We start from the raw sequence: 26,178 nt of genomic DNA on the forward strand, positions 1-26,178 counted from the left end.
TGTGGCCTGTACATGGCGAAAAAGCGGAACGGAACAGCGCACATCCGGCCAACTTTTAACCAACATAAAATTTACATTTTATTTACCGCACGGGGCCGGGAACAAGTGAAAAGGCGTGTCAGAGACTTTTACACCGCCTCACGCCTTATTCGTTTAAGAAAATATTTAAACTATATTTTTCAGTTAGTTACAAAATAACGAAGGGTAAAAATAGTACGCCAACATAGCGCAATGAATACGAATGCAAAGGCTAAACCGGCCCGTCAGGATCAGGCCGGTTCCAAGGCTTCGACCAACAATTGGACGCTGATCCGGCCGCGAAATTCGTTGATGTCCAGCTTGTAGGCCATGCGTGCCTGTTGACGGGTTGGGTCAGGCCAGCGACTCAGATCGACATTGAAGGCGATGGCATCGAGCAACTTCCCATCGGGTTGCTTGAGCAACATTTTGAGGTGTTTCTGGCCCACAATCCGTTGCTCCAGCAGGGTAAAGGTGCCGTCAAAACGAGGCTCCGGGAATTGCTGTCCCCAAGGGCCAAGTGCCTGCAATTGCTGGGCAAAATCGAGGGTCATATCCAGTGCCGGTAACTCGCCGTCACTCAGCACCTGACCGTGCAACGGTTTGCCCGCCATCCACTGTTCGACCGTGCGGTTGAACAAGGTCTGAAAAGCCTCTAGGTGGGCAACAGGCAAGCTTAATCCCGCGGCCATGGCATGACCGCCAAATTTGTCCATCAGGCCGGGCTGGCGCCGGTCAATTTCATCCAAAACATCGCGGATGTGCAGACCTTCCACCGAGCGGGCTGAGCCTTTCAGGGTCATGTCGTCCTGATGGGCAAAAGCGATGGTCGGACGGTGATAACGATCTTTGATCCTGCCGGCCAGAATACCGATGACCCCCTGGTGGAAATCCGGCTGATACAGCACCATGCCATAGGGTAGATCGCTTTCATCCAATACCAGTTGCTCAAGCTGCTCAATTGCCTGCGCCTGCATGCTGGATTCAATCTCCCGTCGCTCGCGGTTCAGACTGTCGAGTTGTACGGCCATTTCCCGGGCAACGCCTTCATTAGGACTGAGCAGGCACTCGATGCCCAATGACATATCATCCAAACGCCCGGCGGCGTTTAAACGGGGACCCAGCACGAAGCCCAGATCGCTGGACTGGATTCGCGCCAACGACTTTCTGGCAACCTCCAACATGGCCCGAATACCCGGCCGACAACGACCGCTTCTGATCCGTTGTAAGCCCTGATAAACCAACACACGGTTGTTGTGATCCAACGGCACGACATCCGCCACTGTGCCCAACGCAACAATGTCCAGCAGGTCAGCAAGGTTTGGCACCGCGATACTGTTTTGGCTAAACCAATCACGGCCTTTTAAGGCATGACGCAATGCCAGCATCACATAAAAGGCGACGCCAACACCGGCCAAAGCCTTGGAAGGGAATTCACAGCCGGGTTGATTAGGATTCACAATCGCCGCCGCATCCGGCACGCTGTCACCGGGCAAATGGTGGTCGGTGACGATCACGTCAATGCCCTGTTGTCGGGCGCGCTCTACCCCAGCGTGGCAGGCAATGCCATTGTCGACGGTCATGATAAGGTTGGCACCCTGCTGAGCTGCAACATCGACAATTTCGGGGCTCAATCCATAGCCGAAGTCGAACCGGTTCGGTACCAGGTAACTGTGCTTTTTACTGCCCATCTGGGTCAGTGCCAACATCACCAGGGCAACACTGGTTGCGCCATCCGCGTCGAAATCACCGATCACAATGATGTGTTGCTGACGGGCAATGGCATCCGCTAACAACTCAACCGCAACATCGATCCCCCGTAAGCGATCAAAATGGACCAGTTGTTGGGCGGAAAGATCCAGCTGTTGGTTATCTTGCACGCCTCGATTAGCAAGGATCTGGCGCAGTAGCGGATGCTCAACAGAGGTCAGGTGACCGGCATCCTGAGCAGGTCGGCGAACGATTTCTAAAGGCATTGGCAGTCAAAGGCAAAGACGCGGCAACAATGCCGCGTCAGGTTAATCAGATGTTTTCCAGGGTTTTGGCCAGAATAGCGGCCGGTTGGTACCCACCGATCAGATGGCCGTTGGGCAAAATGATGTACGGTGTACCATTAACGCCAACACTTTGGGCAAACTCATATTGCTCGGCAATATTGTTCTTACATTCATGTTGCTCAACTTTGCTGCCACGCTTGGCATCGGTCATCGCTTGTTGCGGATCCTTGGCACACCACACAGACACCATATTGTGGTAGGTTTCGCTGTTCACACCGGCACGGGGAAAAGCGAGATAACGCACGGTGATACCCTGGTCGTTGTATTTACCAATTTCTTCATGCAATTGACGGCAATAACCACAGGTGATGTCAGTAAACACATCCACCACGTATTTTTCGTTTTCAGCCTTGAAAACAATGCCGTCGTCAACGAACGCTTTGAGCCCTTCAACACGCATTTTACTGATTGCGGATTCGGTTTCGTTGCGCATGCCGGCATCGAGATTAAAAATTCTTCCCTGCATGAAATACTTGCCATCGGCAGTGGTATAAAACAAACCACGATTGGTGGTCAGTTGCAGTAATCCGGGCACCGGAGAATCGGCCACAGCGGTGACATCCAGGCCTAACATATTTTCGATTTTGGTCTTCACAGAACCGGTGGATTCGACCGCCGCCATTGCGCCGGCGGAAACCGCAACCAGTGTCGCTGCAAACATTGAGACAACTCGCTTCATATTCCTTCCATCAAAATAACACTGTCCTATTGGACCGTCGGGTAAGGGGTTTTGTTTCATAGCCACCCAGTGTATCGAACTTTGACAGCATGGGACAGGCCATTGGTCGTGGTTATCCATACATCCGTATCGTTCCCCCCGGCATTGCCACAAGGTTCCAATTGCAGGATACTGGGATACGGCAAGGCAGTTTCGTCGTGCCGACCGAGGGACGCAGTGAGAAGGACGATTAGCGCGATGAACCAGCGATGGCGAGGCCCGTTACTGACCGGGTTAATAATGTGCTTTTATTCATGGGCTGTGCACGCAAGCCAGCCGCTACGCGTTGCTGTCAATGCCCCGGGTTCTTATCCTTATCTGTTTTTTGCCCCTGAAAACGGCCAATATCAGGGCGTCATCCCCGACTTTCTGGCGGCGGTTTTTAATCCGAAGGGGATTGAAATCGAATACCTCGACTCCAATCAATTGCGCAGCGAACAGCTACTGCACAGCGATGAAGTCAGCTTCTACCTCGCCAACCCAAAATGGCTGAAGAACACCACGGGTCTGTTGATCAGTGAACCTCTGGCAAGCCACAAAACGTTTTTGTACAGCCTCAGACCTTTTCCATCCGGCTTTTCATTGCGTAGCCTGGCAGGTTCGCGGATTTGTGCTCGTCAGGAGTTTGTCTACACCGGTTTAACTGACAGCTTCGCCCAAGCTGACATTGAACGGGTGGATAGCAGCAGCCAGTCAATCATGGCAGACATGCTGGTTGGTCAGCGCTGTGACTACGCCGTACTGAACAATTACAACGCCATGGACGTCTTTTCACCGCCCAAGCACTGCCATCTGCGGGTCTTTGAGTCTCCGTGGCCAACCAGTACGGTAACCTTGCACCTGATCATGTCGGCGTCAATGGCAGAAACAAAACCCGTGGTGGATGCTGCCATCCGTGAATTCAGAACTTCCGGTCAACTGAATCGCATCATTGCGGCTTACACCGGTAGCCGTACTTTTCAAACCGATGGCCGTTGCCGCTAGCTATCCACGCCATGCACGGGGCACTGTGCGGGCCATGCAATACTGGTGAAAATGACCGATAGTTAGTCAACAACACACGAGCCTACTGTTTTAGAACACCTAAAATTTAGCTATCCAATTGAAATAATTAGCTTATTTTTCTTGGTGCAAGATTTGCTTGTGGTAACAGGTTTACGATCACAACCCGTCAATTACGAGGACAAAAAAATGGATGGTATGGAATTTGTGTTAGTTATCTTGTTCTTTTTTGTCGCCCCCATTGTCATCATCGGCATGTGGACGTCGCATAAAAAGGACATGGCCAAAATGAAAATGGAACTGGGCAAGTCAGAAAAGCAGAACATTGACAATGAATTTGCCGCGTTGAAATCACGGCTCGAAGTGCTGGAAGCCATCGTGACCGATAAAAAATACCAGTTGAATGAAGAAATCAGCCAGTTGAACGACAAGAGCGCGCCACTGAACTGAATGCACCTCGCGCCGGATAATCTGCCGACGTTGTTCTTGACAGCGTCGCGCGGGCAATCGTAGTTTAGGCGTACCTGAACACACAAGGAGTGGGTGTGAAACGCCTGGTGCAAAAATACGGACCGACTTTTCTACTCGAATTGTTGTCCATCGTCATCGCCATCCTATTGGCATTGGCCATCAATCAATGGGCCAACGAACGCACGGTGTTGGAGAATAACCACTGGTTGCTCAACGACATGTATACCGATGTCGAACAGGAACTGACCGAGCTGAACCAAACCATTGCCCAGATAGAACAGCAGAATGCCGATTTATCCCAGTATATCGCCGATATAGAGGCGGATCCCGATACACCTGAACGACCACTGGGGCGCTATTTGTCCTTCGATCGAAGCGTGTTCTGGGATCTCATCGTCAGCCGTGCAGACCTTAGCCTGCTGGAGAAAGATTACCCGGATCTGATCAGGGCCGTTTACAGCCTGCAGACCCTTGAGGATGCGGTGCGCGAGCACTTTACCCTGATGCGCAAGCACATGTTTACGGTGTGTCCGGCCGGGCATCAAAACCGTCTTGCCTGCCTCAACAATGAGCTGGACATGAATCAATTTCTGATCCGGTTGCTGGAGCTGAACAAACAGGCCTATCAGGATTTTCAGGCAGAATACCAACGCTATCAGACGCACTAAGGCTCGAATCTTTATATCGCCTGCATGCAGCACAGCGGGCGTCAATCGACAGTGACAGACAATCACCACGGTGAGGGAAAACAGAATGACGCATGTATTTAACACAATCGGAAGACTTGGCTGGATTTGCTGCGCCGCCTCCTTGGTAGCTGGCATGGCACAGGCCGCTACAACGCCCTTGAGTGATGCCCTATCCGATCCGGTTCAGATGGGGTGGATGCAAGGGTTCCCGCCCCCGCCGGACAAGCGCATCACTCAGCCTGACAGTAACTTTTTCAGCTTTCCAAAGCTACGCTGGAGCGTCTGTCACATTCGTGAACTGGTGCCGACGGCTCAGGTCAGCCGAGGGCTGGGTGCGCCAACCCCTTTGCCGTACGCGTTGGATGAAAGCATCGATGCACTGACGTTCACCCCACTCAACAGCACATCCACAATGACCTGGCAGGATGCGTTGGCAGCTAACTATACCGATGGTGTACTGATCCTGCATCAAGGCAGAATTGTGTATGAAAAGTACCGTGGCTGCCTTGACGAAACCGGCCAGCATGCCGCGATGTCGATGACCAAATCCCTGACGGGTTTGTTAGCGGAAATTCTGGTCGCTGAGGGCCGGTTGAATGACAATGCCCGGGTCTCTTCCCTTGTACCTGAACTGCAAGGCAGTGCCTTTGCAGATGCGACGGTAAGGCAGGTGATGGACATGACCACGTCGCTGGCCTACAGCGAAAACTATGCCGACCCAAACGCCGATATCTGGACTTACTCAGCTGCCGCGAACCCGCTGCCAAAGCCCGCCGGATACACCGGACCTAACGGCTACTTTGAATACTTGCAAACTGTGCACAAAGCCGACCAACATGGACAGCAGTTTGGCTATAAAACGGTCAATACCGATACCCTCGGCTGGATCCTGTCAAAGGTGACGGAAAAGGATGTAGCAACCTTATTGTCTGAACGGATTTGGCAGCGTATGGGGGCCGAGCAGGACGCCTACATGACTGTGGATGGCATTGGAACCCCTTTCGCTGGCGGCGGACTCAGCGCCGGCTTACGGGACCTGGGCCGGATAGGGTTATTGATGCTACAGGAAGGCAGTATCAACGGTACACGGCTGTTCCCGGATACCGTGGTCGAGCGCATTCGTGCAGGCGCGAACAAACAGCATTTTGCCCAGGCTGGCTACAAAACCCTTGAAGGGGGAAGCTATCGGAGCATGTGGTGGGTCCTGCATAATCCAAACGGCGCTTTTGCAGCCCGCGGTGTACACGGCCAAACCATTTATATCGACCCCACCGCAGAGATGGTGATTGTGCGTCTGGCCTCCTACCCCAGCGCCAAAAATGCCAGTATCGACCCGACCTCGTTGCCGGCCTATCAAGCGGTAGCGGATTACCTGATGAAGGCAGAACAAACACCATGACCTATCACGGTTCCTGTCTGTGCGGCGACGTCACCTTTGCCATCACCGGCCACTTTCAGCACTTTTACCTGTGTCACTGTCAGCACTGCCAGAAAGGCAGTGGCTCGGCCCATGCTGCCAACCTGTTCGCACCAAAGGCGACATTGACGTGGTTAACCGGTGCGGAAAACGTACGCGGTTTTACCGTGCCTGGTACCCGTCATTTCCGGCAGTTTTGCAACCGCTGTGGCGCGGTACTGCCGTCACTACAAATGGAGGGGCAGCTCGTGGTTTGTCCGGCCGGCAGTCTTGACAGTCCCCTTGAGCAACGCCCGGATGCCCATTTGTTCAATGCCAGCAAAGCACAATGGGACGAGGATTTGGCCAGCATCCCCCAATTCAACCAACTACCCACGGAAAACACCTAGCCTATGCAAACGTTTCCGGTTACACCTGGCGATTATCCCGCCTTGCTGCAAGTCTGGGAAGACGCGGTCAGAGCGACCCATGATTTCTTGCCTGAGGCCAACCTTCAGGCCCTGAAGCCACTGTTGTTGTCAGACTATTTTGACGCGGTAACCTTGCGTTGTGTCAAAGATAAGGCAGGCGCCATCGTCGGCTTTGTCGGCGTTGCCCAAGGCAATATTGAAATGCTGTTTGTGGCCCCCGAACATTTTGGCCAAGGGCTGGGCAAGACGTTATTGACCTACGCACGTGAGCATCTCGCAGCCAGCACCGTCGACGTCAATGAACAAAACCCGAAGGCACTGGGGTTTTATCTGTGCCAGGGATTTGTGCAAACAGGACGCTCACCGTTAGATGGCCAGGGCAACCCATTTCCGTTGATCCACATGACCTGGCCGGAGCCCGCTTAGCCACCACGGGCAGCTCACTGGGAGCGATGCTGTTTGCGATAAGCGCTGGGGGTTAACTGGGTGTGTTTTTTAAACGCGGCGTAAAAAGACGACTTGGCGTTAAAACCCACCGCCAGGGCAATATCCAAAATGGTGTCGCCACTGCTGCACAAACGTTCCTTGGCTGCCTCAACCCGGTGCTGGTTAATGTAGTCAAAAAAATTCATGCCCAAGGTTTCATTCAGGGTCTGGGAAATGTAATTGGGCGAAACATGAATGTGCCGGGCCAGCTTTTGCAGCGACAATGCCGGGTCCAGAAACAACTTGTCCTGCTCAACGGCCTGCTGCATTTTGTTTGCAATCCGCTGGGCGCTGTCGGTATCCAGTGCAGAACGCTGGTATTTTTCTGGCGCGCTCTTCTCGGCCGCCTCTATTGTTTCATGGGCCTGCGAGTCCGCATAGAGTGCTTCAAATCCGGGTTTCTGGCGCAATCCCCACAGCCCGATACTCCATACCATTACCAACACGATTGTCTGTATCGCCACGCCATTGAGGGTTGTGGGGAACAACAGATTGTCCATCACCACATTGAGGGCGACCAATGCCCAGACAACACCGATCACCACGATTAACCCGCTCAACCAGTGCAACTCCCGTGACCCGGTACTGGCGAACACATCTTTGAGCCTGGCGCGATAGCGATTGAGCCGGATGAAGATTCGGACCAGATAGTAGCCTGACTGCACCACCCAACTCAGCACCAGAATAAAGGTTGTTATCAATATCGCATACAGGGTATTTCGCCACAGGGCAGGTAGTTCGCTCAGCACACCATCACTGCCTTCGACCAGTAAGCCGTGCTGAATGTTATCGGGCAGCAGCATCGCGATGAGGGCAATAACGCTCCCCAGTATGGCTGGTATCAGAGGCATCACGGCGCTGCGCGACCACCGCCAGCGAGACTCACTGGTTAAGCCCTGCACGTAAAGCCATAAGGTGGGTGCAATCAGCAAAAGCGCCGGTAGAGAGAAAACCAGCTGAAATTTTCGCGCCTGGGGGAACAGACTACTCACCACAGGCTGACAAATCACTACACCAATGGCCAGCAGGCAGAAAGCTAATGGCAGATACACCTGACGGTTCAGCGAGCGTAGCACCAACACATGGCTGCTGAATCCGATCACCGCCAGGCTAACAGCATTGAGTACAACAACCGCAGAACTGTCCATTCAATGACTCACCATCATGTCACAACCTGCTTACCTGGCAGGTTTACGCTAGATATTAAACGTCCGACCCTGCAGGATTGTCCGCTAAAAAAGTACGGGACAACAGGCACGGACGACCTGAATACCGTCATGGTACAGAATTCACAACATCCTAACCACGAACTTGTTGTTATCCACCATGCACACAAACACAGCGACTTGCAAAACAGACAAAAAACGCTCCCGCCCCTTTGGATGGCCAGCGGTATTATCGCTACTGCTGATGACCGGCATACCAGGCATACCCGCGATCATTATTGTCAGTTTGGTTGTCCTCGGTCCTGACGCTGTAGCTGGCTTGTCTGACATGATCAATGCAGTTTACTTCGAGACACCTGCAGCGATTATCGTGCATGGCAGTGCCGGTGCAGTGTTTTTTCTGACCATGCCATGGCAGTTTTCACCGCGACTGCGAGTCAGCAACGCCTCATGGCACAAGCTTGGTGGACGGCTGGCGGTCATCGCCGGAATCGTGATGGCCCTGTCAGGGGTGTGGCTGCATCTTACGCTTCACCCTGACAGCTATGGAGTCCGTTTTATCGCCGTGGTGTCCTTGTGTGCAGGTATGTGTGTGGCGTTTACGATGGCCGTGACGCGGGTGCTTAACGGCGACATCGATGGCCACCGACGCTGGATGATCCGCGCGGTAGGGATAACACTTGCTGCGGTCACGCCGGTGTTTATCGACCTTGGGCTTTTTGTGGTACTGGGGCAATTCAAGGATATGTTTACGCTGGTGATGCACTGGCAGCAACAGATCGGCTGGCTTATCGGACTCGGGATCAATATGGCGATTGTGGAACGGATGATCCTGCGCAACCGCTCGGTTATTGAAACAGCATAAGTCACACCGTACGAAAGCGAAAAGTCCCCATCCCCGCTGAAGGGGATGGGTAACAGGTTCACACCGCTGCCGGTACGACACTCTGTGGGTGAGTCGCGACATGGCTGCCTTTCCAACGCCATAGCAAGCCAACGGCTATCGCATCTACTGCAACAGCAGCGACACTGGCCTCAGGACCAAAGTTTCCGCCCGTCAACCAACTTGGACTGTCCATCAATGTTGGTAGCAACACACCGGTATGCTGGTAGCCGCTGACGCCCATGCCGAATACGCTACCCAGCAACCAGTTCCAGCCCAGGTGCATACCGATGGGCAGTGCCAGACTACCGGTGCGGATATAGGCCAGCCCCCACAAGATAGCGCCCAACCCCATGTCCAAAGAAGCCCACACCAGGGTATCGCCCTGAAAATCAGGATTGGTCCAGTGCGCCATTGAAAACAGCACACCCATGCCAATCAGTGCCGGCCAGTTTCCCAGCCCATCTATCAGGCGTTGAAACACGAAGCCCCGGAACAACAACTCCTCCATCAACGCTGCACACAGAAACACATAAAACCCCGATGTCAGTGCCTGTACCGAACTGTGTGGGTTAAGGCTAAATTGCACACCACCGGCCAACCAGATAGTCCCAACCAACACCGCAATTTGTGCACAACCAAACAGCAACCCGATGTGTAACAGCCGCACACTCCGACCACTCAGGCTCAGTCCCACATTGGTCAATCGTTCATTGCGCAGCCGACAACATCCCCAGGTAATCGCGAGAATAAACACAAACCCCAAAGGTTCTATCCACAATTCGCCGAGTCCCGACGAAACCATCAGGTCCCGGGTTGGGGCATAAATCAGGCGACTGGCCGCCAGCAACGCGATAAAAACGACAATCCACCAGCCATTGCGCAGTTGTTGTTGTGAGTTAATAAACAGTGCTTTCATGATCCATCTCTTGTTGTTATTAAAATTTTTCAGGATCCGGGATTGCACATGTCGTGCCAGCCTAAAACAGCTATAAATCAGTTGGTTACCATCATTTTGCAACGTTTTTTTGGTGAAATTGACGACAATGTTGTGAGATTCACTGCGGGTGAAAACTGGTCCGATGGGTTGACTGAATGCCGACCAGTAATGGTAGCGCTTACATTCGGCGGGTGTTGATCAGACGTTGGCATCCATTTCAACTATTGCACTACCCATAATTACCACGCACTATAATGAGTATAAGCATTTCGAAGTCGCTAACCGTTACCAGCAATGAATATTGAACAACTGAGGGGCATTTTGGCTGCCCTGCCAGATCCAGCCTTCATTCTCTCGCGCAGTGGAAAGTACGTAGCTGTGTTCGGCGGCCGGGACAACCGCTACTACCACGACGGCTCCTCGCTGGTCGGCAAAAACCTCTCCGATGTGCTCAAACCCGACAAGGCGCGCTGGTTTCTCGACAACATCAACAATGCCTTACAGTCGTCTTCAATGACCATCGTCGAATACGAGCTGAGCGACAAAGATGTGCAAGGTTTGCCTGACACAGGGCCTGAAGCGCCCATCTGGTTTGAAGGCCGCATTCAGCCGCTGGATTTCAGCCCCGAGGACGAGCCGGTCGTGTTGTGGGTCGCAAGTAATATCTCTGCCCGTCATCACCTGGAGAAAAGCCTGCGCTACCTTAGCGATACCGATCAGCTAACCGGGCTGGGCAATCGCCGCAAACTGGATCATGAATTACCGCGCCAATTTGCCAACTATTTACGCTACAACACCCCCGCATCGCTGATCATGCTGGATCTGGATAACCTGAAAACCATTAACGATGCCCACGGGCATCAAGTCGGTGATAAGGTGATTGTCGCCATGGCAGATATCTGTCGCGCCGAATTGCGCCAGACCGACATTGCCTGTCGGTTTGGTGGTGATGAGTTTGTCATCATTCTGCCCAACACGGATCAGGAGCAGGCGCAGCAATTCGCAACCCGTATACACAGTGCATTTGAACAGCGTGCGACCGAATTTACCTGTGAAGATAGCAACGCTACGGTCAGCATCGGTGTCACGTCATTTCTGGACACTGACGCCTCCCATGAAGATACGTTGCGCCGCGCCGACCAGTTTCTTTATCAGGCCAAACACGGCGGTAAGAATCGGGTATCAATGTTGTAGCGATGGGATCTTCCCGCCGCAGCCAGGATTGTCTAGAGCTTTTTTTGCCAGAACTGAGCATGCCCTGCGCTGGGATCAAGTTCATACCCTGCGAAACCAAACCTGCGGTAGGCTGATTGGGCCACCGTGTTGTTACTCAAGACTTCCAGCGTGATCTTGCAACAGCCTTTATCCGTTGCAATCTGCTGTACTTTGTCCAGCAATCGCTGGCTCAACCCAAGACCACGGTAAGCCTCGACCACACACATGTCGTGTATGTTCACCAGCGGCTTACAGGCAAAGGTGGAGAACCCCTCAAAGCAGTTTGCCAGGCCAGCTGGCTTGCCATCCACATACGCAAGCACACTGAAGGCATACGGGCGCTCGGCCAGGCTGTCTGCCAAATGGTCATAAACCGCCTGAGGCAGAGGGGTGCCCCCGCCCATCGGGTCGATGGCATATTGATTGAGTAGATACGGGATATCCTGTTTGTGCTGGGGATTGCTGTAATCAGCAACCACAATCTCGATGTTCATGGTAGGGGCTTCCGGTTTGCCAATTGATAGCGCCAAGGTTACTACACCTCGATGGGCCCAGGATAGTATTGTCTATCACCGTATCGATGACGGTTTGATGGTGCTTACCGTCATGACTTTCGGCACATGTAAGCTGTGACTGTGCACGTTAGGCTTTAGCCTCTTTCAGTCAAGGAACGCTTATGAAAACCCTGTTATTCCTGATGCTCATGATACTGCTGTCTTATCTGCACCCAGTAACGGCCAAATCGACAGCGGATATCGCACACACCACTGCGGATTTTTACGACACTGTCCGTCAACGGCCCCTGAAGGTGGACATCTGGTATCCGCGCGGGACAAGCTGTAACGGGGTTCAGGTCTGCCTGGATGACAGTGCGAACAGTTCGCTGGTGCTGTTGTCCCACGGCAGCATGGGTGCCGCCCGGGATCTGAACTGGCTGGCAAAGGCCCTGGCCCAGAAAGGCTATGCTGTGATTGGCCTGAACCATTATGGCGAGTCGTGGGTGTATGGTCAGAACAGCATTGACCGGGCAGTGATCACCGACCTCACCTTGCGTCCCGGTGACGCTCACTTCGTGCTGGATGCATTAACGCGCAACAGGGATGTCGATGGCCAGCCGGTATTTAACCGGCAACCCGATACAACACAGGTCAGTTTCATCGGACACTCCGCCGGCGGGGCAACGGCGTTTCTATTGGCCGGTGCCCGACCGGATATCGCCCAGGCGTACCGCTACTGCCAACAGCCCGATTCCCGCAGCGACAAAAGCTGTGCGTACATTGCGCACATGCCGGAACCGGAGGATCGGGGCCCGATGCCGGCCCAGACCGAGCCCCGCGTTGCCCGTATCGTTGCACTCGACCCAGCTCTGGGCCACGCCATGACGATCGACAGCCTCACACACGTGAAGCCCGCAGCGCTGATCATCGGTTCCGTAGACAACGACTTTCTCGCCTTTGACTACCACGCTGCGCGCTATGCAAAACATATTCCCGACGACCGCCTTTTGGCACTGAACAACGGTGAAGGGCACTTTGTCTACCTCGGTGAGTGTCAGCATGCGCACCAGGCGTTAGGCGTTTCTCTGTGTCAGGACCGCCCAGATGTCGATCGCACCGTGGTGCATCAACGCCTGCTCGGACCGATCCTTGAACACCTCGGTAAAGACCAATCGGGTTCAGCCCCCAATGCTCACGGGGCATCACAGTAATCCCCTGATTTTTATGACAAACATAGACGCACTTTTTGTATGTGTAATTTTGCTTTCCCACCGATCGTGGCCTAATTTTTGTACTATTCGGAATAACTTGATTCCGATGTTGTTGCTTTAACAAGCATTCACACTAGGAAACAAATACATGAACAAAAAGACCTTTGCTCTACTTGCAACCCTCTCTCTGGGCGCCACGTCTGTGCACGCAGTTAACCTGGTCAGCGGGGACAACTCCAACCTGACGGCGATGTGTATCGCAGCGGCCACGTCCGACGATGCAATGGACGCCAAAGCCAAGGAGTATGGTTTCAGTAAAGCCGAACTGGAAAGCTTCAGTTGTAACGGCATGACGTTGAATGAATTCGCCAAAAAGTACCGTGATGACACCTCCGGTCAGGCGGTGGTGGTCTACACCTTTGAGAATACCGGCGACAACCGCGAAAGCGAGCTGTGCATTGCCGCCGCGACCTCAAACGAGGCCTACAAAGAAGCCAAGCAACGTCTGTTTGGCGGCAAAGTAGGACAAGTTGCGTGCAACGGTTTGTCGATCGACAAGTTCGCCAAACGCTACGGCAACCGTGGCTTTAAGATGTAACTTCCTGTATGACACCACAGTCCTGTGCAGACAGGCTGTGGTGTAGCCACCAATAAGTAAATATGAGCCCCTTGATGGACAAACATTGCCTATGCGTATTTCTCATTTTGATGTTTTTTCCCGCTGCAGCAGCATCCACAGGGCCCTCCCCTTCAAGCTGTAACCCAAATGCAAAAGAACAACGCTCTATTAGGCTTTCTTTTAAGTTCGAAGATATAGGGCGGCTTTGGAAGATCATAGATGAGTTAAAATCCGGGGCAGATCCTGCGGTGGAGAAATGGAACTCACTTGTATCCGGCCCTGGATACGAAAGTTTGATCAAAGAGGAGATCCCAGAGGACGTTTTACTAGAAGCTATCCGCACCGCATTTTTACCTTCAAAGCAGATCCAACAGAAACTATGGAGGGATGAGGGCAAATCAGCGCTGCATCTTGTGGATCATTTTTTGGCGTTAGACTCAAAACGTCGGGAAGTAACGGATCTCCTGCTGCAACTCAATCAGGAGCAGGGTAAGCTTTCGCAACAGGCTATTGAACTGGCGTGTGACTATTTTTCACTTCAAGCGAGTGAGGGTGCGCCCCATTTCTCAGTTGCTTTTGCCGCCTTTCAGAAGGATGCCCGGGGTTACAGAAGTTCAATCGTGATGGATCCCTTGTTTGCCCTCGAAGCGGGGAATAATCTAGTGTATTGGCTCGCGCATGAAACCCATCACATTCTGCGCCACAGTGTCGCCGTTGCGACCACGCCGGATGGCGAGTCCGCTAAAAACAAATCACTTGTATGGGTTTTGCGTCAACTCCAATCTGAAGGTATTGCGGACCAGATAGATAAACCGCATACATTTTTCGGAGAAGGATATCTTGCCCACTCAAAGTTCGCCAAATTCTTTCGAAATGAAGTAGTAAAGGGGCCAACACGTATTGCGCAGTTGAACGACTTGATACAGGAGATCAAAGTCTGTCAGCTTGAATGCGATGCCATCGATGAACGCATTCGAAAGGTAGCAGTGATGGCAGGTCACCCCCTGGGCTTTTTTATGGCCGATGCCATTGAAAAGACGCTTGGACGAGATGCACTGATCGTTGATATTGGTGACCCATCGCAATTTCTGGCGAGCTATAATCGAGCAGCCCTCAAGAGTGCTCAAAAGCTTCCCATTTTCTCTGAGAGTAGTCTTGAGTACGTTTCACGTTTATTCACTGTGGGATCACCGATGATTTCTAAATAGTAACGGTCGATTTAGGCGTCAACGTCATGCAATTTTCTGTGAACTAAATATACGTGACCGAACGCGAACCAGAGCTATATAGCGCACCAAACAAAGTAGCCAACCCATTGTAACCAGTTTCATTCTGATACCCATATACGGAAAATTCCTTAGGGCATGTTTGTGAGCAATTGAAATGTACAAGCCACATTGTGGCTAGATATAAATTCGTGCAGCTACATCAACAATAGTGTTTGTCTTTTTAACTCAGAAGCGCCCCACTTAACGGCAATCAATGGTGGGAAGAAGGGTTCTATATACGCAAGATAAAGGGCCGTAGAAAGCGAGTAGAGGACCTTAGAAGCGTTGATAGAAGCTACCGTCATTGCGGCGAAGGCCGCAACCTCCATCGGGTTTATGACTAACCAAAACAGTGTTAATTCGTGTGAGTCAATAAATGTGGGAGGTCCTCGCCTCGGCTTTGTCTCCTGAGTCGCTCTACCTCCTGCATCCATGCAGTCGTGCGCGAGGATGACGATTCTTCGTAGCGAACTTACTTGGGTCACCGTCCACTACTGGCACGTAGCAGACCATTGGTAAATTCACCCATGTCGTTTGGTACCAGTTCGAAGCGCTCGACAGGAGATGACATTTCTTCGAAGCACCAAGGTGACAACGCAAACTGAACCCATCCCTGGTAACTCACCCAGCCCGACCGTTCGCTGGTCCGGCGTGCGAGACTGAAATGGCTGCGCGCCCTCGCCATTTCCTGGCGTCTCTTACCCACGATGTGTCGTGCGTCGCTTTCGCCGTGAGTTGTTTGAATGCGTATAGAGTAAACACATCCCTGATGATCTTCCCCCAGCCGCGACGTCCTGTCGCGTCGTTCGTTCCTCGCCGAGCAATTACCTATTGCTCGACGTCTTCTACGAAGAACGGAGCCTCACCCCCTAGGGTGGTGTTTGGCGACCAGTTGTTCCAGGCGTTCGGTGGCAACGTGGGTATAAATTTGGGTGGTGGATAAATCACTGTGGCCCAGCAGCATCTGCACCACCCGCAGGTCGGCGCCGTGATTGAGTAGGTGGGTGGCGAACGCGTGGCGCAAGGTGTGAGGCGATAGATCGACCTTGATGTTGGCCAGTTTGGCGTAGTGTTTGATGCGGTGCCAGAAGGTCTGGCGGGTCATTAAAGTGCCGCGGGAGCTGGGAAACACCACGTCGGTGTCGTGTTTGGTCAGCGCACCGCGGCCCTGTTTGAAAAACGCGCTGATCCAGTCCGCAGCCACCTCTCCCATCGGCACCAACCGCTCTTTGTTGCCTTTGCCGGTGACCCGCAGCACCCCTTGTGCAATGCTCACCTCATGCATGCGCAGCCCCACCAGCTCACTGACCCGCAGGCCGCTGGCATACAACAGTTCCAGCATGGCTTTGTCGCGCAGCCCCAATGGCGTTTCTGTATCCGGTGCCGCCAACAGGTCTTCGACTTGCTGTTCAGACAGGGTGTCCGGAAGCGCCCGGGCCAGTTTGGGATTACGGATATGCCGCATGGGATCGTCTTCCCGTCCCTGCAACAGCAGATGCTGACTGAAGCGTCGCAGGGTGCTTAACAAACGGGCGGTACTACGTTCTGATAAGCCCTTGTCGTAGCGATGAGCCAGGTAGTATTCAACGTCCTGCTGGGCGAAATGCTGGATTTCAAACCCTTCACTTTGCTGCTGACAGTATTCGCAGAACTTATTTAAATCTGTGCGGTATGCCGACAGTGTGTGCTCACTTAAGCCTTTTTCCAGCCACAGGCTGTCGAGGAAGGCTTCAATCTGGGCTGGGTTGTCGGCCATAACGGGACCTATTTTAAACCGCGACGCTGTTTAACCAGTTCGTACGCAGCCTGGATATCCTGCGCCTTGGCTTTGGCAATTTCCATCGCCTGCTTGGGCAGACCTTTGGACACCAGCTTGTCCGGGTGGTGCTCACTCATCAGCTTGCGATAGGCCTTTTTGATGCTGCGCTCATCATCACTGGCTTTGACACCGAGGATACGGTACGCATCATCCAATGACGGTTCTTGTTGGGGTTGGGCACTGCGTCGGCGCTGGCCACCACGTTGCTGTCCTGAGGTGGCACGTCGAAATCGAAATTCGGCTTCAAACATGCTCATCAGGTACATCAATTGATGCTGTTTGAACCCCAGTTCGGCGGCCACATTTTCCAGCACTTTCTTTTCCTGCGCCGCCAGATGACCGTCGGCGTATGCGGCCTGAATAAGAATTTCCAGATAGACCTGCAAAATATCCCGGCGACCATGACAGGAGGCTTTGAATTCACGCAGAATGTTGCGAACGGGGAAATCACTGGCTTTGCCTTCGCGAAACGCCTGTTGCGCCTCGCGCCGTAGGTCACCTTCCAGGTTCATCTGATCCATCAGCTCGGTGGCAATACGAATTTCTTCTTCCGTGACCTTACCGTCGGCTTTGGCAATATGGCCCATCACGGAAAACAGCGCATGGAAGAAGATGGCCTGGGACTTCATGTCATCCTGGCTGGTAAAGAACCGCCCGAATCCCCCCATCTGGTTGAAGTCCTGGGAGTAGCCTTTGTCGAACAGGTGACCGACAATGAAGCCCAGTACGGCGCCGGGAATACGGCCGAACATAAAGCCAAACAATGTGCCCAGCACTCGTCCCCAATAACTCACGCACTCACCTCTTGGTTCAGTTGTTGTAGTCGCTCTGGTGTGCCAACATCCACCCAGCGTCCATCAAAACGCTGGCCGGAAACACGCCCGGCCTCCATCGCAGACCTCAGTAATGGCGCCAGCGGACGCTTACCGGGCGACAGCCCGTCAAACAGGCGGGCGTGGTAAATGCCGATACCGCTGAACGTCAGGCTGGGTTGTCCGTGACTGTGAACCTGATTGTCCTGGAGGTGAAAATCACCGCCGGGGTTGTGCTCAGGATTCGGTACCAGAACCAGATGGGCATCCGCCTCATCACCCAACGGCTGCAGGATGCCTGGATCAAGCTCACAGTAAACATCACCGTTGATGACCAGAAATTGTTGGCTGGGGTTGTCCGCCAGCAATAATGGCATGGCCTGTATAATTCCGCCGGCGGTTTCCAGCGCATCGGGTTCGGCAGAATAGTGTATTTGCACACCAAAGGCGCTGCCATCACCCAGCTGTTGTTCTATCTGCTGGCCCAGCCAGGCATGATTAATGACCACCCGTTGATAACCCGCAGCAGCAAGTCGGTTAATGTGATGCGCGATCAGTGGTTTACCTGCAACTTCCAGCAAGGGCTTGGGACAACGGTCGGTTAATGGCCGCATCCGTTCGCCGCGCCCGGCTGCCAGCAGCATGGCCGTTTTCACGATGTCGCGACTGCCGTGCTTTGTTCGGCAACAGCCAGTACCGCGGGTTTCACCACCTCGGCCACCAAGCTGGCAAATGCCTGGGTCTGTGGCCACCGCTGGCCAACCGTGATCAGATAATCCAGCGTTCGGGGCACATCCAGCAAATAACCCTCTTTGCCGTCGCGATGGCACAGACGGGCAAAGATGCCACTGGCTTTAACGTGACGTTGCATGCCAGTCATGTCGAACCATAAACGGTATTGCTCGAAGGGAATATCACTGTGCTGACGCTGATGCAATGCCTGTATCCAGGCATCAACCTGCGCGGCAGGCCATACCTGATAGCAATCTCGCAACAACGACACGGCGTCGTAACATACCGGTCCAAGCACGGCGTCCTGAAAATCAATGATGCCCAGACTGCCATCGTCCCGGATCATCAGGTTACGGGAGTGATAGTCGCGGTGCACACCGACCTGGGGTTGAGCCTTAAAAGCGTCGCGCAATACCACAAACGTATCGTCGATCACGGCTTGCTGTTGCGGTGTCAGGGTCAAACCCAGGTGCACCTGCAGCAACCAGTGGGTGAACAGGTAAAATTCGTTGTCCAACAGCGCATCGTCAAAGGCGGGTAACGGTTGACCACCAGCGCTACGCACCTGCTGGATCGCCGGCAGACAATCCAGCGCCCGTCGGTACAGGCTATCTGCCGAGTCTTCATTCAATTGATGGGCAAACTGGCAGTCGCCAAAATCTTCCAGCAGATAAAAGCCCTGCGCCAGATCACAGGCCAACACTTCCGGCACGGGCACGCCGTTTTGGCGATAGGCTTCGGCAACGGCAATGAACTGCTGACTGTTTTCATGCTCCGGCGGCGCGTCCACGGCAATGACCGTGCGGCCCGACTGGGCAAAGCGGAAATAACGGCGAAAACTGGCATCGCCAAAAATCATCGTGAGTGACGGGCATTGGAAACCGGGTTGTTGATCGGCCCAGCGTTGCAACGCTTGCTGACGTGTTGTTTTTGTATTCACAGCATACCTCTTGTTGAGCAACCTAATATACCCAATGCAACCCCCTAATTGAAGCGGCACAACCCAAGGTTACAGACAATTTGGTCTTTTTTTCCAAGTTCGCTGGTAAATCCTGTTGAAAGCCTTAAAATTGGGGCTTTGTAAGCCACTCCGGCACTGCCTTCGAATCAACTCATACGGATCATGCGACAGTCTCTAGCATTCACTCTTCTTCTCAGTGCAGTCAGTCTGCCCGCCAGCGCGGTGGTGGGCGAGTGTCTGGCGCCATTAGCGCCGTTTGAGCCGTTCGACAGCGCCAATCCACGCCAAATCAAGGTGCAGGCCAATCGCGCTGAAATCCAGCAGGACACCGTGGCACAATTCAAAGGCAATGTGGATATCCTCAGTAACGACTCGCACATCCAGGCCGATGAAGCGCGTATCGATAAGGTGGCACAACAGTTACAGGCCCGAGGCAAAGTCAGTTATCGGGATGCCGCAATTCTGGTCAACAGCAACGATGTATCGCTGGATATGGCGTCTGGCCAATTTAATATGCTCAACTCTGACTATCGTCTGAGCGTGTTCAATGGACGGGGCGCTGCCGAGCAGATCCTGCTCGACACCGAGACCGGTATCGCGTTGGAAGATGTCAGTTTTACCACCTGCCCGGAAGGCGGTGAAGACTGGAAGATTGTTGCCAGCAGCATCACGCTGGAAAAAGGCAAAGTCTGGGGTGAGGCGCGCAACACCCGTTTTTATCTCGGCGGCGTACCGGTGTTCTACTTGCCGTATTTTGCCTTTCCGATCTCCGACCAGCGCCAGACCGGCTTGTTGATCCCGGAGTTTGACACCTCTTCATCTACGGGTCTGAGTTACGAACAGGCCTTCTACTGGAACATGGCGCCCAACTACGACGCCACCATTGCACCGCGGCTGATGGCCAACCGGGGCACCCAGCTTAAAGGGGAATTTCGCTATCTGGTCGGGCAGCATTTTGGCCAGCTAAACCTCGAATACCTGGGCAATGACCGTGGCCTGGGCAGCAATGATGATCGCTATTTCTATCGCTATGTTCACAGCGGAAAGTTGTCGGAAAACTGGCAGATCAGTGCCGATATCAATGGCCTGAGTGACGACAATTACCTGGTCGATTTGGGTTCGGACTACTATAACCGGGCTGATACGCACCTGTACCAGACCGTTGGCGTGAACTATTACTCCGACAACCTCGATTTCCACATGGCATTCCGGGACTTTGAAGTTCTGGGTAATCACCCCTCGACCTACCGTGCACTGCCGGAAATGAAGTTGTTCTATCAGGACAACCCGTTTGGCGATGTCGAATTCCGGGTCCATTCGGAATTGGCCTACTTTGACAATCGTCAGGCCGACGCGCCACGAGCGACCCGCTTCCATATCGCCCCCAGTCTGGCCTTTCCTTACCGCAATCAATGGGGCGAGTTTTTGGCCGAGGCCAGCCTGCTATCGACCCACTACCGGCAGCAAAATGTTGAAGGCACCGGCTTGAGCCGTCGGGTCGAACGTAATCTGGGGCAAGCCAAGCTGTACGGAGCGATCAATTTTGAACGCCAGACCGAATGGTTTTCACGCACGGTGACCCAGACCCTGGAACCGAAAATCCAATACCTGTACACCAGTTATGAGGATCAGACCGACATCGGGTTGTATGACACCACACGCCTGCTGAACGACTTCTCTGGGTTGTTCCGCGGCCAGGAATTTACCGGTCTGGATCGGATCAGTGACAACAATCAGCTCACCCTGGGTGTCACGTCACGGATACTCGATAAAAACAATCGGGAACAATTCAAGCTCAGCTTGGGTCAGATTTTCTATCTCGACGACAATCGGGTACAGGCAGCCAGTAAATCCGATAACCGCTCGGCATTGGCTGCGGAGCTGGATTGGCGGCTGGGAAGTAAGTGGTTTGCCCATGCGGATGTTCAGGTGTCAACCGCTAACGACAATGTCGAACGCAGCAGTATGTCGCTCGAATACCAGCACGACGATGACAAAATTGTGCAGTTGAATCATCGCTTTGTCAGGGATTTATCCGGCGAGCGTATTGAGCAGTTGGGTCTTACCGCCAGTTGGCCACTGAGCAGAAACTGGCGCTGGGTCGGACGTTGGTACAAAGACATTGATTTGCAGCGTACAATCGAGAGCTATACCGGGGTGCAGTACGAATCCTGTTGCTGGTCACTGGCGCTGGTGGTACAACGCAACCTGATAAACCGTTTCGACATAACCGGGGTGCAGAGCACCAATGAATTCGAGTCGAGTATTAGCCTGCGCTTCAGTTTTAATGGCCTTGGAAATGGCGCCAGGAATACCCGCAAACTTTTGGAGGATGGCCTGTTTGGCTATCGTCAACCGTATTTGTTGAATTAGCCTTCAACACAACTCAGTAGGAAGTAAAGTAGTTACTATGAACAAAACAACCGTCTTGTCTATGCTGATGTGCTGCATGTTGAGTACGTTCGCATTCGCCAATCCACAACTGCTCGACAAAGTCGCCGTGGTAGTGGACCAGGGCGTGATCCTGGAAAGTGAAATCGACGCGCTGGTAAACACCGTCAAGCGCAATGCGATCCAAAATAACCAGTCTTTGCCATCCGATCAGGCACTGCGCACCCAGGCCATCGAACGCCTGATTGTGACCAACCTGCAAATGCAAATGGCACAGCGGATGGGTATCCAGGTCAGTGACCCGCAGTTGGAACAGACTATCGACAACATTGCCAAGCAGAACAATGTGTCGGTTGACACACTGCGTGAAGAGTTGCAAAAAACCGGTATCTCGTTCGATGAATACCGTGAGAATCTGCGTGAAGAATTGATCACCGGTGAGGTCACCCGTGCCAATGTACGACGCCGGATTTATATCTCACAGGATGAAGTCAACAACCTGATCTCCCTGCTGGAAGAGCAAGGCGCCGAACAAGCCGAGTACCACCTGGGACACATTCTGATTGGCTTCCCGCCCTCCCCCACTGACGACGACATTGAGTCGGCCAAATCGCGGGCAGAGAAAGTCCTCGAGCTGCTCAACAACGGTTCTGATTTCAAGAAAATCGCCATTGCCTCTTCTTCAGGTGCCAAAGCACTGGAAGGCGGCGACATGGGCTGGCTGAACATCAATGCCATGCCAACCCTGTTTGCCGAGGTGGTGCAAGGTAAAGAAAAGGGCGAACTGATTGGTCCGCTACGCAGTGGCGCGGGTTTCCACATCCTGAAAATCAAAGATTTACGCGGTGTGCAAAACGCCAAAGTGGAAGAGGTCAATGCCCGTCATATCCTGATAAAGCCTTCGGTGATCCTGAGCGAAGAGCGGGCGCGCAAAATGCTGCAGGACATTAAGCAGCAGGTATTGGACGGTGAGGCCGATTTTGCCGCATTGGCCAAAGAGCACTCCGAAGATCCCGGCTCCGCTACCCGTGGCGGTGAACTGGGCTGGAACGATCCCAACATCTATGTGCCGGCCTTTAAAGAAGCCCTGGCGAGTCTTGAACCCGGTGAGTACGCCGACCCGTTCCGCACGGTACACGGCTGGCACCTTGTGCAGCTGCTGGAGCGCCGCGTCAGTGATGCAACCGATAAACTCAAAGAAGACAAGGCATATCAGCTGCTGTGGAACCGCAAATATGCTGAAGAAACCGATGCCTGGATCCGAGAGATGCGTGACGCCGCCTACATTGAGGTGCTAGCACCTACCAATGACGCAGACTGATATGATCCAACGCATCGCGATTACCCCAGGTGAGCCGGCCGGTATCGGACCCGACCTGATCATCCAGCTCGCCCAGCGTCAATGGGCTGCCCAGTTGGTGGTTTGTGCCGATCCAGACATGCTTAACGCCCGCGCCGACGCGCTGGGCTTGCCATTAACCCTGTTGCCCTACGATGCCAGCGAACGTCGTTTGCAGCACCCCGGCGAATTGTTTGTGCTGGCGGTAAAGGCCCAGGCACAGGTAGTGCCCGGCCAGCTCAACCCGGACAATGGCCCCTATGTGGTTGAAACCCTGCGCCTCGCCTGTGAAATGAACATGAACGGCGAATGCGATGCGGTGGTGACCGGTCCGGTGCATAAAGGCATTATCAATCAGGCAGGTATTTCTTTCAGTGGTCATACCGAGTACTTCGCCCATCAGTCGAATACCTCCGATGTGGTGATGATGCTCGCGACCGAAGGGTTACGTGTGGTGCTGGCGACAACCCACATTCCCCTCGCCTATGTGGCCAAGGCCATTACCCGTGAGCGACTGCACAAAGTACTGCACATTGTGCACACCGATCTGACGTTGAAATTCGGCCTCAAACACCCGCACATTTTCGTCTGTGGCCTGAACCCCCATGCCGGTGAAGACGGCCACCTGGGTCGCGAGGAAATCGACACCATTATCCCGGCCCTTAATGAGCTGCGTGAGCAGGGACTGAACCTGACCGGGCCACTGCCCGCAGATACCATGTTTCAACCCAAATACATGCAACAGGCGGATGCAATCCTGGCCATGTATCATGATCAGGGATTACCGGTACTCAAGCACAAAGGATTTGGTGCATCTGTTAACATTACCCTGGGACTGCCGTTTATTCGCACCTCGGTGGATCACGGTACTGCCCTGGATTTAGCCGGTAGCGGCAATGCCGACAGCGGCAGTTTTGCCCTGGCCCTGGAACAAGCCATCACCTTAGCGAGCCCGAATGAGCAATAAACAACACCTGGGACACACCGCGCGTAAGCGCTTTGGACAAAACTTTCTGCACGATCCCTTTGTGATCGATGCCATTGTGGACGCCATCAATCCCCAATCGGGCGAGAACCTGGTCGAAATCGGGCCCGGTCTGGCGGCGTTGACCGAGCCGGTTTGTGAACGGGTCGATGCACTTACGGTCGTTGAATTAGACAGGGATCTGGCCGCTCGCCTGCGCAGCCACCCTTTCCTTCAGCAAAAACTGACCGTGGTCGAAGCCGACGCACTCAAGTTCGATTTTTCAACCTTATTCCGCGACGGGCAGCCACTGCGCGTGTTTGGTAATCTGCCGTACAATATTTCCACCCCATTGATGTTCCACTTGTTCAGCTACGCCGGGCATGTCAAAGACATGCACTTTATGCTGCAAAAAGAGGTGGTCAATCGTCTCGCAGCGGGCCCTGGCAGCAAGAACTATGGTCGATTGTCCGTGATGGCCCAGTACTATTGCCAGGTAATACCAGTGTTGCATGTCCCCCCCGGCGCCTTCAAGCCGCCACCGAAGGTCGACTCTGCAGTGGTTCGCCTGGTCCCCCATGCCAGTCCGGTGGTGGATGTCAAAGACACTGCCTGTCTGGAACAAATTACCGCCATGGCGTTTAACCAGCGACGTAAAACGATCCGCAATAGTCTCAAAGACGCGCTGACGGAACAGGACATTGCCGACTGTGGATTGGCCCCGGACATACGCGCGGAAAAGCTGTCACTGGCCGACTTTGCCCGTCTGGCAAACGCCTTGTTCAGTAAGAAAGAGGGTCAAGATGCCGAGCAGTCCTGAACAGATCCAGATTGACGTTGAAACCCAGTACCTGGCTGACCGTCTGCCAAAAGAAGAGGATAAGTTTGCATTTGCTTATCACATCGCCATTCACAACCATGGCGCCGATGCAGTGACGTTGCTTAACCGCTATTGGTTGATCACCGATGGTAATGGCAAGAAAACCGAAGTAAAAGGTCCTGGTGTGGTCGGTGAACAACCGACAATCAAGGCCGGTGAATCCTACCGTTACACCAGTGGCGCAATCCTCGATACCCCGTTTGGCACCATGGAAGGCTATTATGAGATGAAAGATGGCAGTGGCGATCTGTTCCGTGCCGCCATTCCGGTGTTTGGCCTTTCCACACCCAACCTGATCAACTAACCGTTCGCCTATGGCCAATTATGTTGTTGGAGACATTCAGGGCTGTTATTCCGGACTGCGACGTCTGCTGGATAAAGTCGACTTCGAGCCATCCAAAGACACCTTGTGGTGTGTGGGAGACCTGATTGCCCGCGGCCCGGAATCACTCGAAACCCTCGCTTTTCTGCACGACCTTGGCGATAGCTTTGCCACCGTGCTGGGCAATCATGATCTGCACTTTCTGGCCATCCATAGCGGTCTCAAGCGGGCGAAATCGAGCGACTTGCTCGGCCCGTTGCTGCGCAGTCCTGATGTTGATACCTATGCCTACTGGTTGCGCCACCAGCCACTGGCCAGACGCATCAATGATAAACTGCTGATCAGCCATGCAGGCTTGTACCCGCGCTGGTCCTTCGATGATGCCATCGCACTGAGTGACGAAGTGCACCAGCAGTTGATCCATGAGCACTGGAAAGTACTGTTGCAAGGCATGTACGGTAATGAGCCGGCGCGCTGGCGCTCGTCGCTGGACGGTATGGATCGCTGGCGATTCATCATCAATGCCTTCACACGCATGCGCTTTATGACTGATAAAAAGCACCTTGAACTGACCACCAAAACCTCGCCCAGCATGGCGAAGGCGCCGTTGAAACCATGGTTTTCCTACCCGAATGATAAACTACACAAAGGGCAGCGGGTGGTGTTCGGTCACTGGGCTGCACTGATGGGCGAAACTGGCAAGAAACGCTATATCGCGCTGGACACCGGATACGTGTGGGGAAACAAGCTATCGATGTTAGATGTTGAGTCAGAAAGAATTTTTCGTGTGTCGGCGGTAAAGAAACGCTAAGCTTAACCGATACCCTCACATAGAGATGTGTGCTTTTTGCACAGGGATTTCCTCTCCGTGATGTTCGCAACCATGCGTTG

General features: G+C 53.4%; 27 protein-coding genes. 17 read left to right on the plus strand and 10 right to left on the minus strand.

What is annotated here, in order from left to right:
• Positions 1-269: 269 nt before the first annotated feature.
• Together recJ and dsbC are read right to left on the minus strand one after the other, a co-directional pair.
• Positions 270-1,994, minus strand: coding sequence for a single-stranded-DNA-specific exonuclease RecJ (recJ, locus tag LJ739_RS16145; protein ID WP_229162180.1), 1,725 nt, complete (start codon positions 1,992-1,994; stop codon positions 270-272).
• 46 nt (positions 1,995-2,040) lie between these two features.
• Complete coding sequence (gene dsbC, locus LJ739_RS16150; RefSeq protein ID WP_229162182.1) at positions 2,041-2,754, minus strand: bifunctional protein-disulfide isomerase/oxidoreductase DsbC; 714 nt, start codon at positions 2,752-2,754, stop codon at positions 2,041-2,043.
• Positions 2,755-2,970: 216 nt separating this feature from the next.
• Between dsbC and LJ739_RS16155 the strand changes: the two genes are divergently transcribed.
• The 6 genes from LJ739_RS16155 (at position 2,971) to LJ739_RS16180 (ending at position 7,208) form a co-directional block, all read left to right on the plus strand.
• Positions 2,971-3,777, plus strand: coding sequence for a substrate-binding periplasmic protein (locus tag LJ739_RS16155; protein WP_229162183.1), 807 nt, complete (start codon positions 2,971-2,973; stop codon positions 3,775-3,777).
• 207 nt (positions 3,778-3,984) lie between these two features.
• Positions 3,985-4,245 carry a hypothetical protein gene (locus tag LJ739_RS16160; protein ID WP_229162185.1) on the plus strand — a complete coding sequence of 87 codons (261 nt, stop codon included), beginning with the start codon at positions 3,985-3,987 and terminating at the stop codon, positions 4,243-4,245.
• Positions 4,246-4,340: 95 nt separating this feature from the next.
• Positions 4,341-4,934 carry a hypothetical protein gene (locus LJ739_RS16165; RefSeq protein ID WP_229162186.1) on the plus strand — a complete coding sequence of 198 codons (594 nt, stop codon included), beginning with the start codon at positions 4,341-4,343 and terminating at the stop codon, positions 4,932-4,934.
• Between the two features lie 154 nt (positions 4,935-5,088).
• Positions 5,089-6,354 (plus strand): serine hydrolase domain-containing protein, encoded by a 1,266-nt coding sequence (locus tag LJ739_RS16170; protein WP_229162187.1) that lies wholly within the window; start codon positions 5,089-5,091, stop codon positions 6,352-6,354.
• Complete coding sequence (locus tag LJ739_RS16175; RefSeq protein WP_229162188.1) at positions 6,351-6,761, plus strand: GFA family protein; 411 nt, start codon at positions 6,351-6,353, stop codon at positions 6,759-6,761. Before LJ739_RS16170 ends, LJ739_RS16175 begins: the two co-directional genes overlap by 4 nt.
• 3 nt (positions 6,762-6,764) lie before the next feature.
• Complete coding sequence (locus LJ739_RS16180) at positions 6,765-7,208, plus strand: GNAT family N-acetyltransferase (RefSeq protein ID WP_229162189.1); 444 nt, start codon at positions 6,765-6,767, stop codon at positions 7,206-7,208.
• A 14-nt stretch (positions 7,209-7,222) separates the two neighbouring features.
• On the opposite strand, the gene LJ739_RS16185 is transcribed toward LJ739_RS16180, so the two are convergent.
• The gene (locus tag LJ739_RS16185) at positions 7,223-8,416 is read right to left on the minus strand and encodes a helix-turn-helix domain-containing protein (protein WP_229162190.1); all 1,194 of its coding nucleotides are present in this window, start codon (positions 8,414-8,416) and stop codon (positions 7,223-7,225) included.
• Positions 8,417-8,678: 262 nt separating this feature from the next.
• Between LJ739_RS16185 and LJ739_RS16190 the strand changes: the two genes are divergently transcribed.
• The gene (locus LJ739_RS16190) at positions 8,679-9,299 is read left to right on the plus strand and encodes a DUF2306 domain-containing protein (RefSeq protein WP_229162191.1); all 621 of its coding nucleotides are present in this window, start codon (positions 8,679-8,681) and stop codon (positions 9,297-9,299) included.
• Between the two features lie 58 nt (positions 9,300-9,357).
• Here LJ739_RS16190 and LJ739_RS16195 read toward each other — a convergent pair whose 3' ends face one another.
• A complete protein-coding gene (locus LJ739_RS16195; protein ID WP_229162192.1) occupies positions 9,358-10,236 on the minus strand; it encodes a CPBP family intramembrane glutamic endopeptidase in 879 nt (292 codons plus the stop codon).
• 315 nt (positions 10,237-10,551) lie between these two features.
• Here LJ739_RS16195 and LJ739_RS16200 point away from each other — a divergent pair, with 315 nt between their 5' ends.
• Positions 10,552-11,451 carry a sensor domain-containing diguanylate cyclase gene (locus LJ739_RS16200; RefSeq protein ID WP_229162193.1) on the plus strand — a complete coding sequence of 300 codons (900 nt, stop codon included), beginning with the start codon at positions 10,552-10,554 and terminating at the stop codon, positions 11,449-11,451.
• A gap of 32 nt (positions 11,452-11,483) precedes the next feature.
• Here LJ739_RS16200 and LJ739_RS16205 read toward each other — a convergent pair whose 3' ends face one another.
• Positions 11,484-11,966: a GNAT family N-acetyltransferase gene (locus LJ739_RS16205; protein WP_229162194.1), complete on the minus strand. Its 483-nt coding sequence runs from the start codon at positions 11,964-11,966 to the stop codon at positions 11,484-11,486.
• Between the two features lie 182 nt (positions 11,967-12,148).
• Here LJ739_RS16205 and LJ739_RS16210 point away from each other — a divergent pair, with 182 nt between their 5' ends.
• The 3 genes from LJ739_RS16210 (at position 12,149) to LJ739_RS16220 (ending at position 15,007) form a co-directional block, all read left to right on the plus strand.
• Positions 12,149-13,180, plus strand: a complete 1,032-nt coding sequence (locus LJ739_RS16210; RefSeq protein WP_229162195.1) for an alpha/beta hydrolase family protein — start codon at positions 12,149-12,151, stop codon at positions 13,178-13,180.
• 148 nt (positions 13,181-13,328) lie between these two features.
• Positions 13,329-13,778, plus strand: coding sequence for a hypothetical protein (locus LJ739_RS16215; protein WP_229162196.1), 450 nt, complete (start codon positions 13,329-13,331; stop codon positions 13,776-13,778).
• Positions 13,779-13,852: 74 nt separating this feature from the next.
• Complete coding sequence (locus tag LJ739_RS16220) at positions 13,853-15,007, plus strand: DUF5700 domain-containing putative Zn-dependent protease (protein WP_229162197.1); 1,155 nt, start codon at positions 13,853-13,855, stop codon at positions 15,005-15,007.
• 541 nt (positions 15,008-15,548) lie between these two features.
• Here LJ739_RS16220 and LJ739_RS16225 read toward each other — a convergent pair.
• The 5 genes from LJ739_RS16225 to LJ739_RS16245 all read right to left on the minus strand — a co-directional run bounded on the left by LJ739_RS16225 (position 15,549) and on the right by LJ739_RS16245 (position 19,370).
• Positions 15,549-15,773: a hypothetical protein gene (locus tag LJ739_RS16225; protein ID WP_229162198.1), complete on the minus strand. Its 225-nt coding sequence runs from the start codon at positions 15,771-15,773 to the stop codon at positions 15,549-15,551.
• A 156-nt stretch (positions 15,774-15,929) separates the two neighbouring features.
• Positions 15,930-16,823, minus strand: coding sequence for a site-specific tyrosine recombinase XerD (gene xerD, locus LJ739_RS16230; protein WP_229162199.1), 894 nt, complete (start codon positions 16,821-16,823; stop codon positions 15,930-15,932).
• A gap of 8 nt (positions 16,824-16,831) precedes the next feature.
• On the minus strand, positions 16,832-17,680 hold the full coding sequence (gene djlA, locus LJ739_RS16235) for a co-chaperone DjlA (RefSeq protein WP_229162201.1): 849 nt from the start codon (positions 17,678-17,680) through the stop codon (positions 16,832-16,834).
• A complete protein-coding gene (murU, locus tag LJ739_RS16240) occupies positions 17,677-18,342 on the minus strand; it encodes an N-acetylmuramate alpha-1-phosphate uridylyltransferase MurU (protein ID WP_229162477.1) in 666 nt (221 codons plus the stop codon). The genes djlA and murU overlap by 4 nt, the downstream gene beginning before the upstream one ends.
• Before the next feature lie 8 nt (positions 18,343-18,350).
• The gene (locus LJ739_RS16245; protein WP_229162203.1) at positions 18,351-19,370 is read right to left on the minus strand and encodes an aminoglycoside phosphotransferase family protein; all 1,020 of its coding nucleotides are present in this window, start codon (positions 19,368-19,370) and stop codon (positions 18,351-18,353) included.
• Between the two features lie 183 nt (positions 19,371-19,553).
• On the opposite strand from LJ739_RS16245, the gene lptD reads away from it, so the two are divergent.
• Genes lptD through LJ739_RS16275 form a run of 6 tightly spaced genes read left to right on the plus strand, consistent with a single transcriptional unit; the run spans position 19,554 to position 26,098 of the window.
• Positions 19,554-21,764: an LPS assembly protein LptD gene (lptD, locus tag LJ739_RS16250; protein WP_229162204.1), complete on the plus strand. Its 2,211-nt coding sequence runs from the start codon at positions 19,554-19,556 to the stop codon at positions 21,762-21,764.
• A 37-nt stretch (positions 21,765-21,801) separates the two neighbouring features.
• Positions 21,802-23,103 carry a peptidylprolyl isomerase SurA gene (gene surA, locus LJ739_RS16255; protein ID WP_407646794.1) on the plus strand — a complete coding sequence of 434 codons (1,302 nt, stop codon included), beginning with the start codon at positions 21,802-21,804 and terminating at the stop codon, positions 23,101-23,103.
• A 1-nt stretch (position 23,104) separates the two neighbouring features.
• Positions 23,105-24,088, plus strand: coding sequence for a 4-hydroxythreonine-4-phosphate dehydrogenase PdxA (gene pdxA / locus LJ739_RS16260; RefSeq protein WP_229162205.1), 984 nt, complete (start codon positions 23,105-23,107; stop codon positions 24,086-24,088).
• Positions 24,078-24,905 (plus strand): 16S rRNA (adenine(1518)-N(6)/adenine(1519)-N(6))-dimethyltransferase RsmA, encoded by an 828-nt coding sequence (gene rsmA / locus LJ739_RS16265; protein ID WP_229162206.1) that lies wholly within the window; start codon positions 24,078-24,080, stop codon positions 24,903-24,905. The genes pdxA and rsmA overlap by 11 nt, the downstream gene beginning before the upstream one ends.
• On the plus strand, positions 24,889-25,269 hold the full coding sequence (apaG, locus tag LJ739_RS16270) for a Co2+/Mg2+ efflux protein ApaG (RefSeq protein ID WP_229162207.1): 381 nt from the start codon (positions 24,889-24,891) through the stop codon (positions 25,267-25,269). Before rsmA ends, apaG begins: the two co-directional genes overlap by 17 nt.
• 10 nt (positions 25,270-25,279) lie before the next feature.
• Positions 25,280-26,098 (plus strand): symmetrical bis(5'-nucleosyl)-tetraphosphatase, encoded by an 819-nt coding sequence (locus LJ739_RS16275; protein WP_229162208.1) that lies wholly within the window; start codon positions 25,280-25,282, stop codon positions 26,096-26,098.
• The last annotated feature ends 80 nt before the right edge of the window (positions 26,099-26,178 follow it).

It is taken from the genome of Fluctibacter halophilus (assembly GCF_020687825.1).
Classification (GTDB): domain Bacteria; phylum Pseudomonadota; class Gammaproteobacteria; order Enterobacterales; family Alteromonadaceae; genus Fluctibacter; species Fluctibacter halophilus.

Bases quoted from the DNA above. Each gene is read 5' to 3' on its own strand.
- LJ739_RS16185 (WP_229162190.1), bottom strand. From the start codon at position 8,416: ATGGACAGTTCTGCGGTTGTTGTACTCAATGCTGTTAGCCTGGCGGTG.
- LJ739_RS16175 (WP_229162188.1), top strand. From the start codon at position 6,351: ATGACCTATCACGGTTCCTGTCTGTGCGGCGACGTCACCTTTGCCATC.
- recJ (WP_229162180.1), bottom strand. From the start codon at position 1,994: ATGCCTTTAGAAATCGTTCGCCGACCTGCTCAGGATGCCGGTCACCTG.
- LJ739_RS16210 (WP_229162195.1), top strand. From the start codon at position 12,149: ATGAAAACCCTGTTATTCCTGATGCTCATGATACTGCTGTCTTATCTG.
- LJ739_RS16170 (WP_229162187.1), top strand. From the start codon at position 5,089: ATGGCACAGGCCGCTACAACGCCCTTGAGTGATGCCCTATCCGATCCG.
- LJ739_RS16180 (WP_229162189.1), top strand. From the start codon at position 6,765: ATGCAAACGTTTCCGGTTACACCTGGCGATTATCCCGCCTTGCTGCAA.
- apaG (WP_229162207.1), top strand. From the start codon at position 24,889: ATGCCGAGCAGTCCTGAACAGATCCAGATTGACGTTGAAACCCAGTAC.
- LJ739_RS16275 (WP_229162208.1), top strand. From the start codon at position 25,280: ATGGCCAATTATGTTGTTGGAGACATTCAGGGCTGTTATTCCGGACTG.
- LJ739_RS16215 (WP_229162196.1), top strand. From the start codon at position 13,329: ATGAACAAAAAGACCTTTGCTCTACTTGCAACCCTCTCTCTGGGCGCC.
- LJ739_RS16200 (WP_229162193.1), top strand. From the start codon at position 10,552: ATGAATATTGAACAACTGAGGGGCATTTTGGCTGCCCTGCCAGATCCA.
- rsmA (WP_229162206.1), top strand. From the start codon at position 24,078: ATGAGCAATAAACAACACCTGGGACACACCGCGCGTAAGCGCTTTGGA.
- murU (WP_229162477.1), bottom strand. From the start codon at position 18,342: ATGCTGCTGGCAGCCGGGCGCGGCGAACGGATGCGGCCATTAACCGAC.
- dsbC (WP_229162182.1), bottom strand. From the start codon at position 2,754: ATGAAGCGAGTTGTCTCAATGTTTGCAGCGACACTGGTTGCGGTTTCC.
- LJ739_RS16195 (WP_229162192.1), bottom strand. From the start codon at position 10,236: ATGAAAGCACTGTTTATTAACTCACAACAACAACTGCGCAATGGCTGG.
- LJ739_RS16190 (WP_229162191.1), top strand. From the start codon at position 8,679: ATGACCGGCATACCAGGCATACCCGCGATCATTATTGTCAGTTTGGTT.
- LJ739_RS16220 (WP_229162197.1), top strand. From the start codon at position 13,853: ATGGACAAACATTGCCTATGCGTATTTCTCATTTTGATGTTTTTTCCC.
- LJ739_RS16205 (WP_229162194.1), bottom strand. From the start codon at position 11,966: ATGAACATCGAGATTGTGGTTGCTGATTACAGCAATCCCCAGCACAAA.
- xerD (WP_229162199.1), bottom strand. From the start codon at position 16,823: ATGGCCGACAACCCAGCCCAGATTGAAGCCTTCCTCGACAGCCTGTGG.
- LJ739_RS16160 (WP_229162185.1), top strand. From the start codon at position 3,985: ATGGATGGTATGGAATTTGTGTTAGTTATCTTGTTCTTTTTTGTCGCC.
- lptD (WP_229162204.1), top strand. From the start codon at position 19,554: ATGCGACAGTCTCTAGCATTCACTCTTCTTCTCAGTGCAGTCAGTCTG.
- surA (WP_407646794.1), top strand. From the start codon at position 21,802: ATGAACAAAACAACCGTCTTGTCTATGCTGATGTGCTGCATGTTGAGT.
- pdxA (WP_229162205.1), top strand. From the start codon at position 23,105: ATGATCCAACGCATCGCGATTACCCCAGGTGAGCCGGCCGGTATCGGA.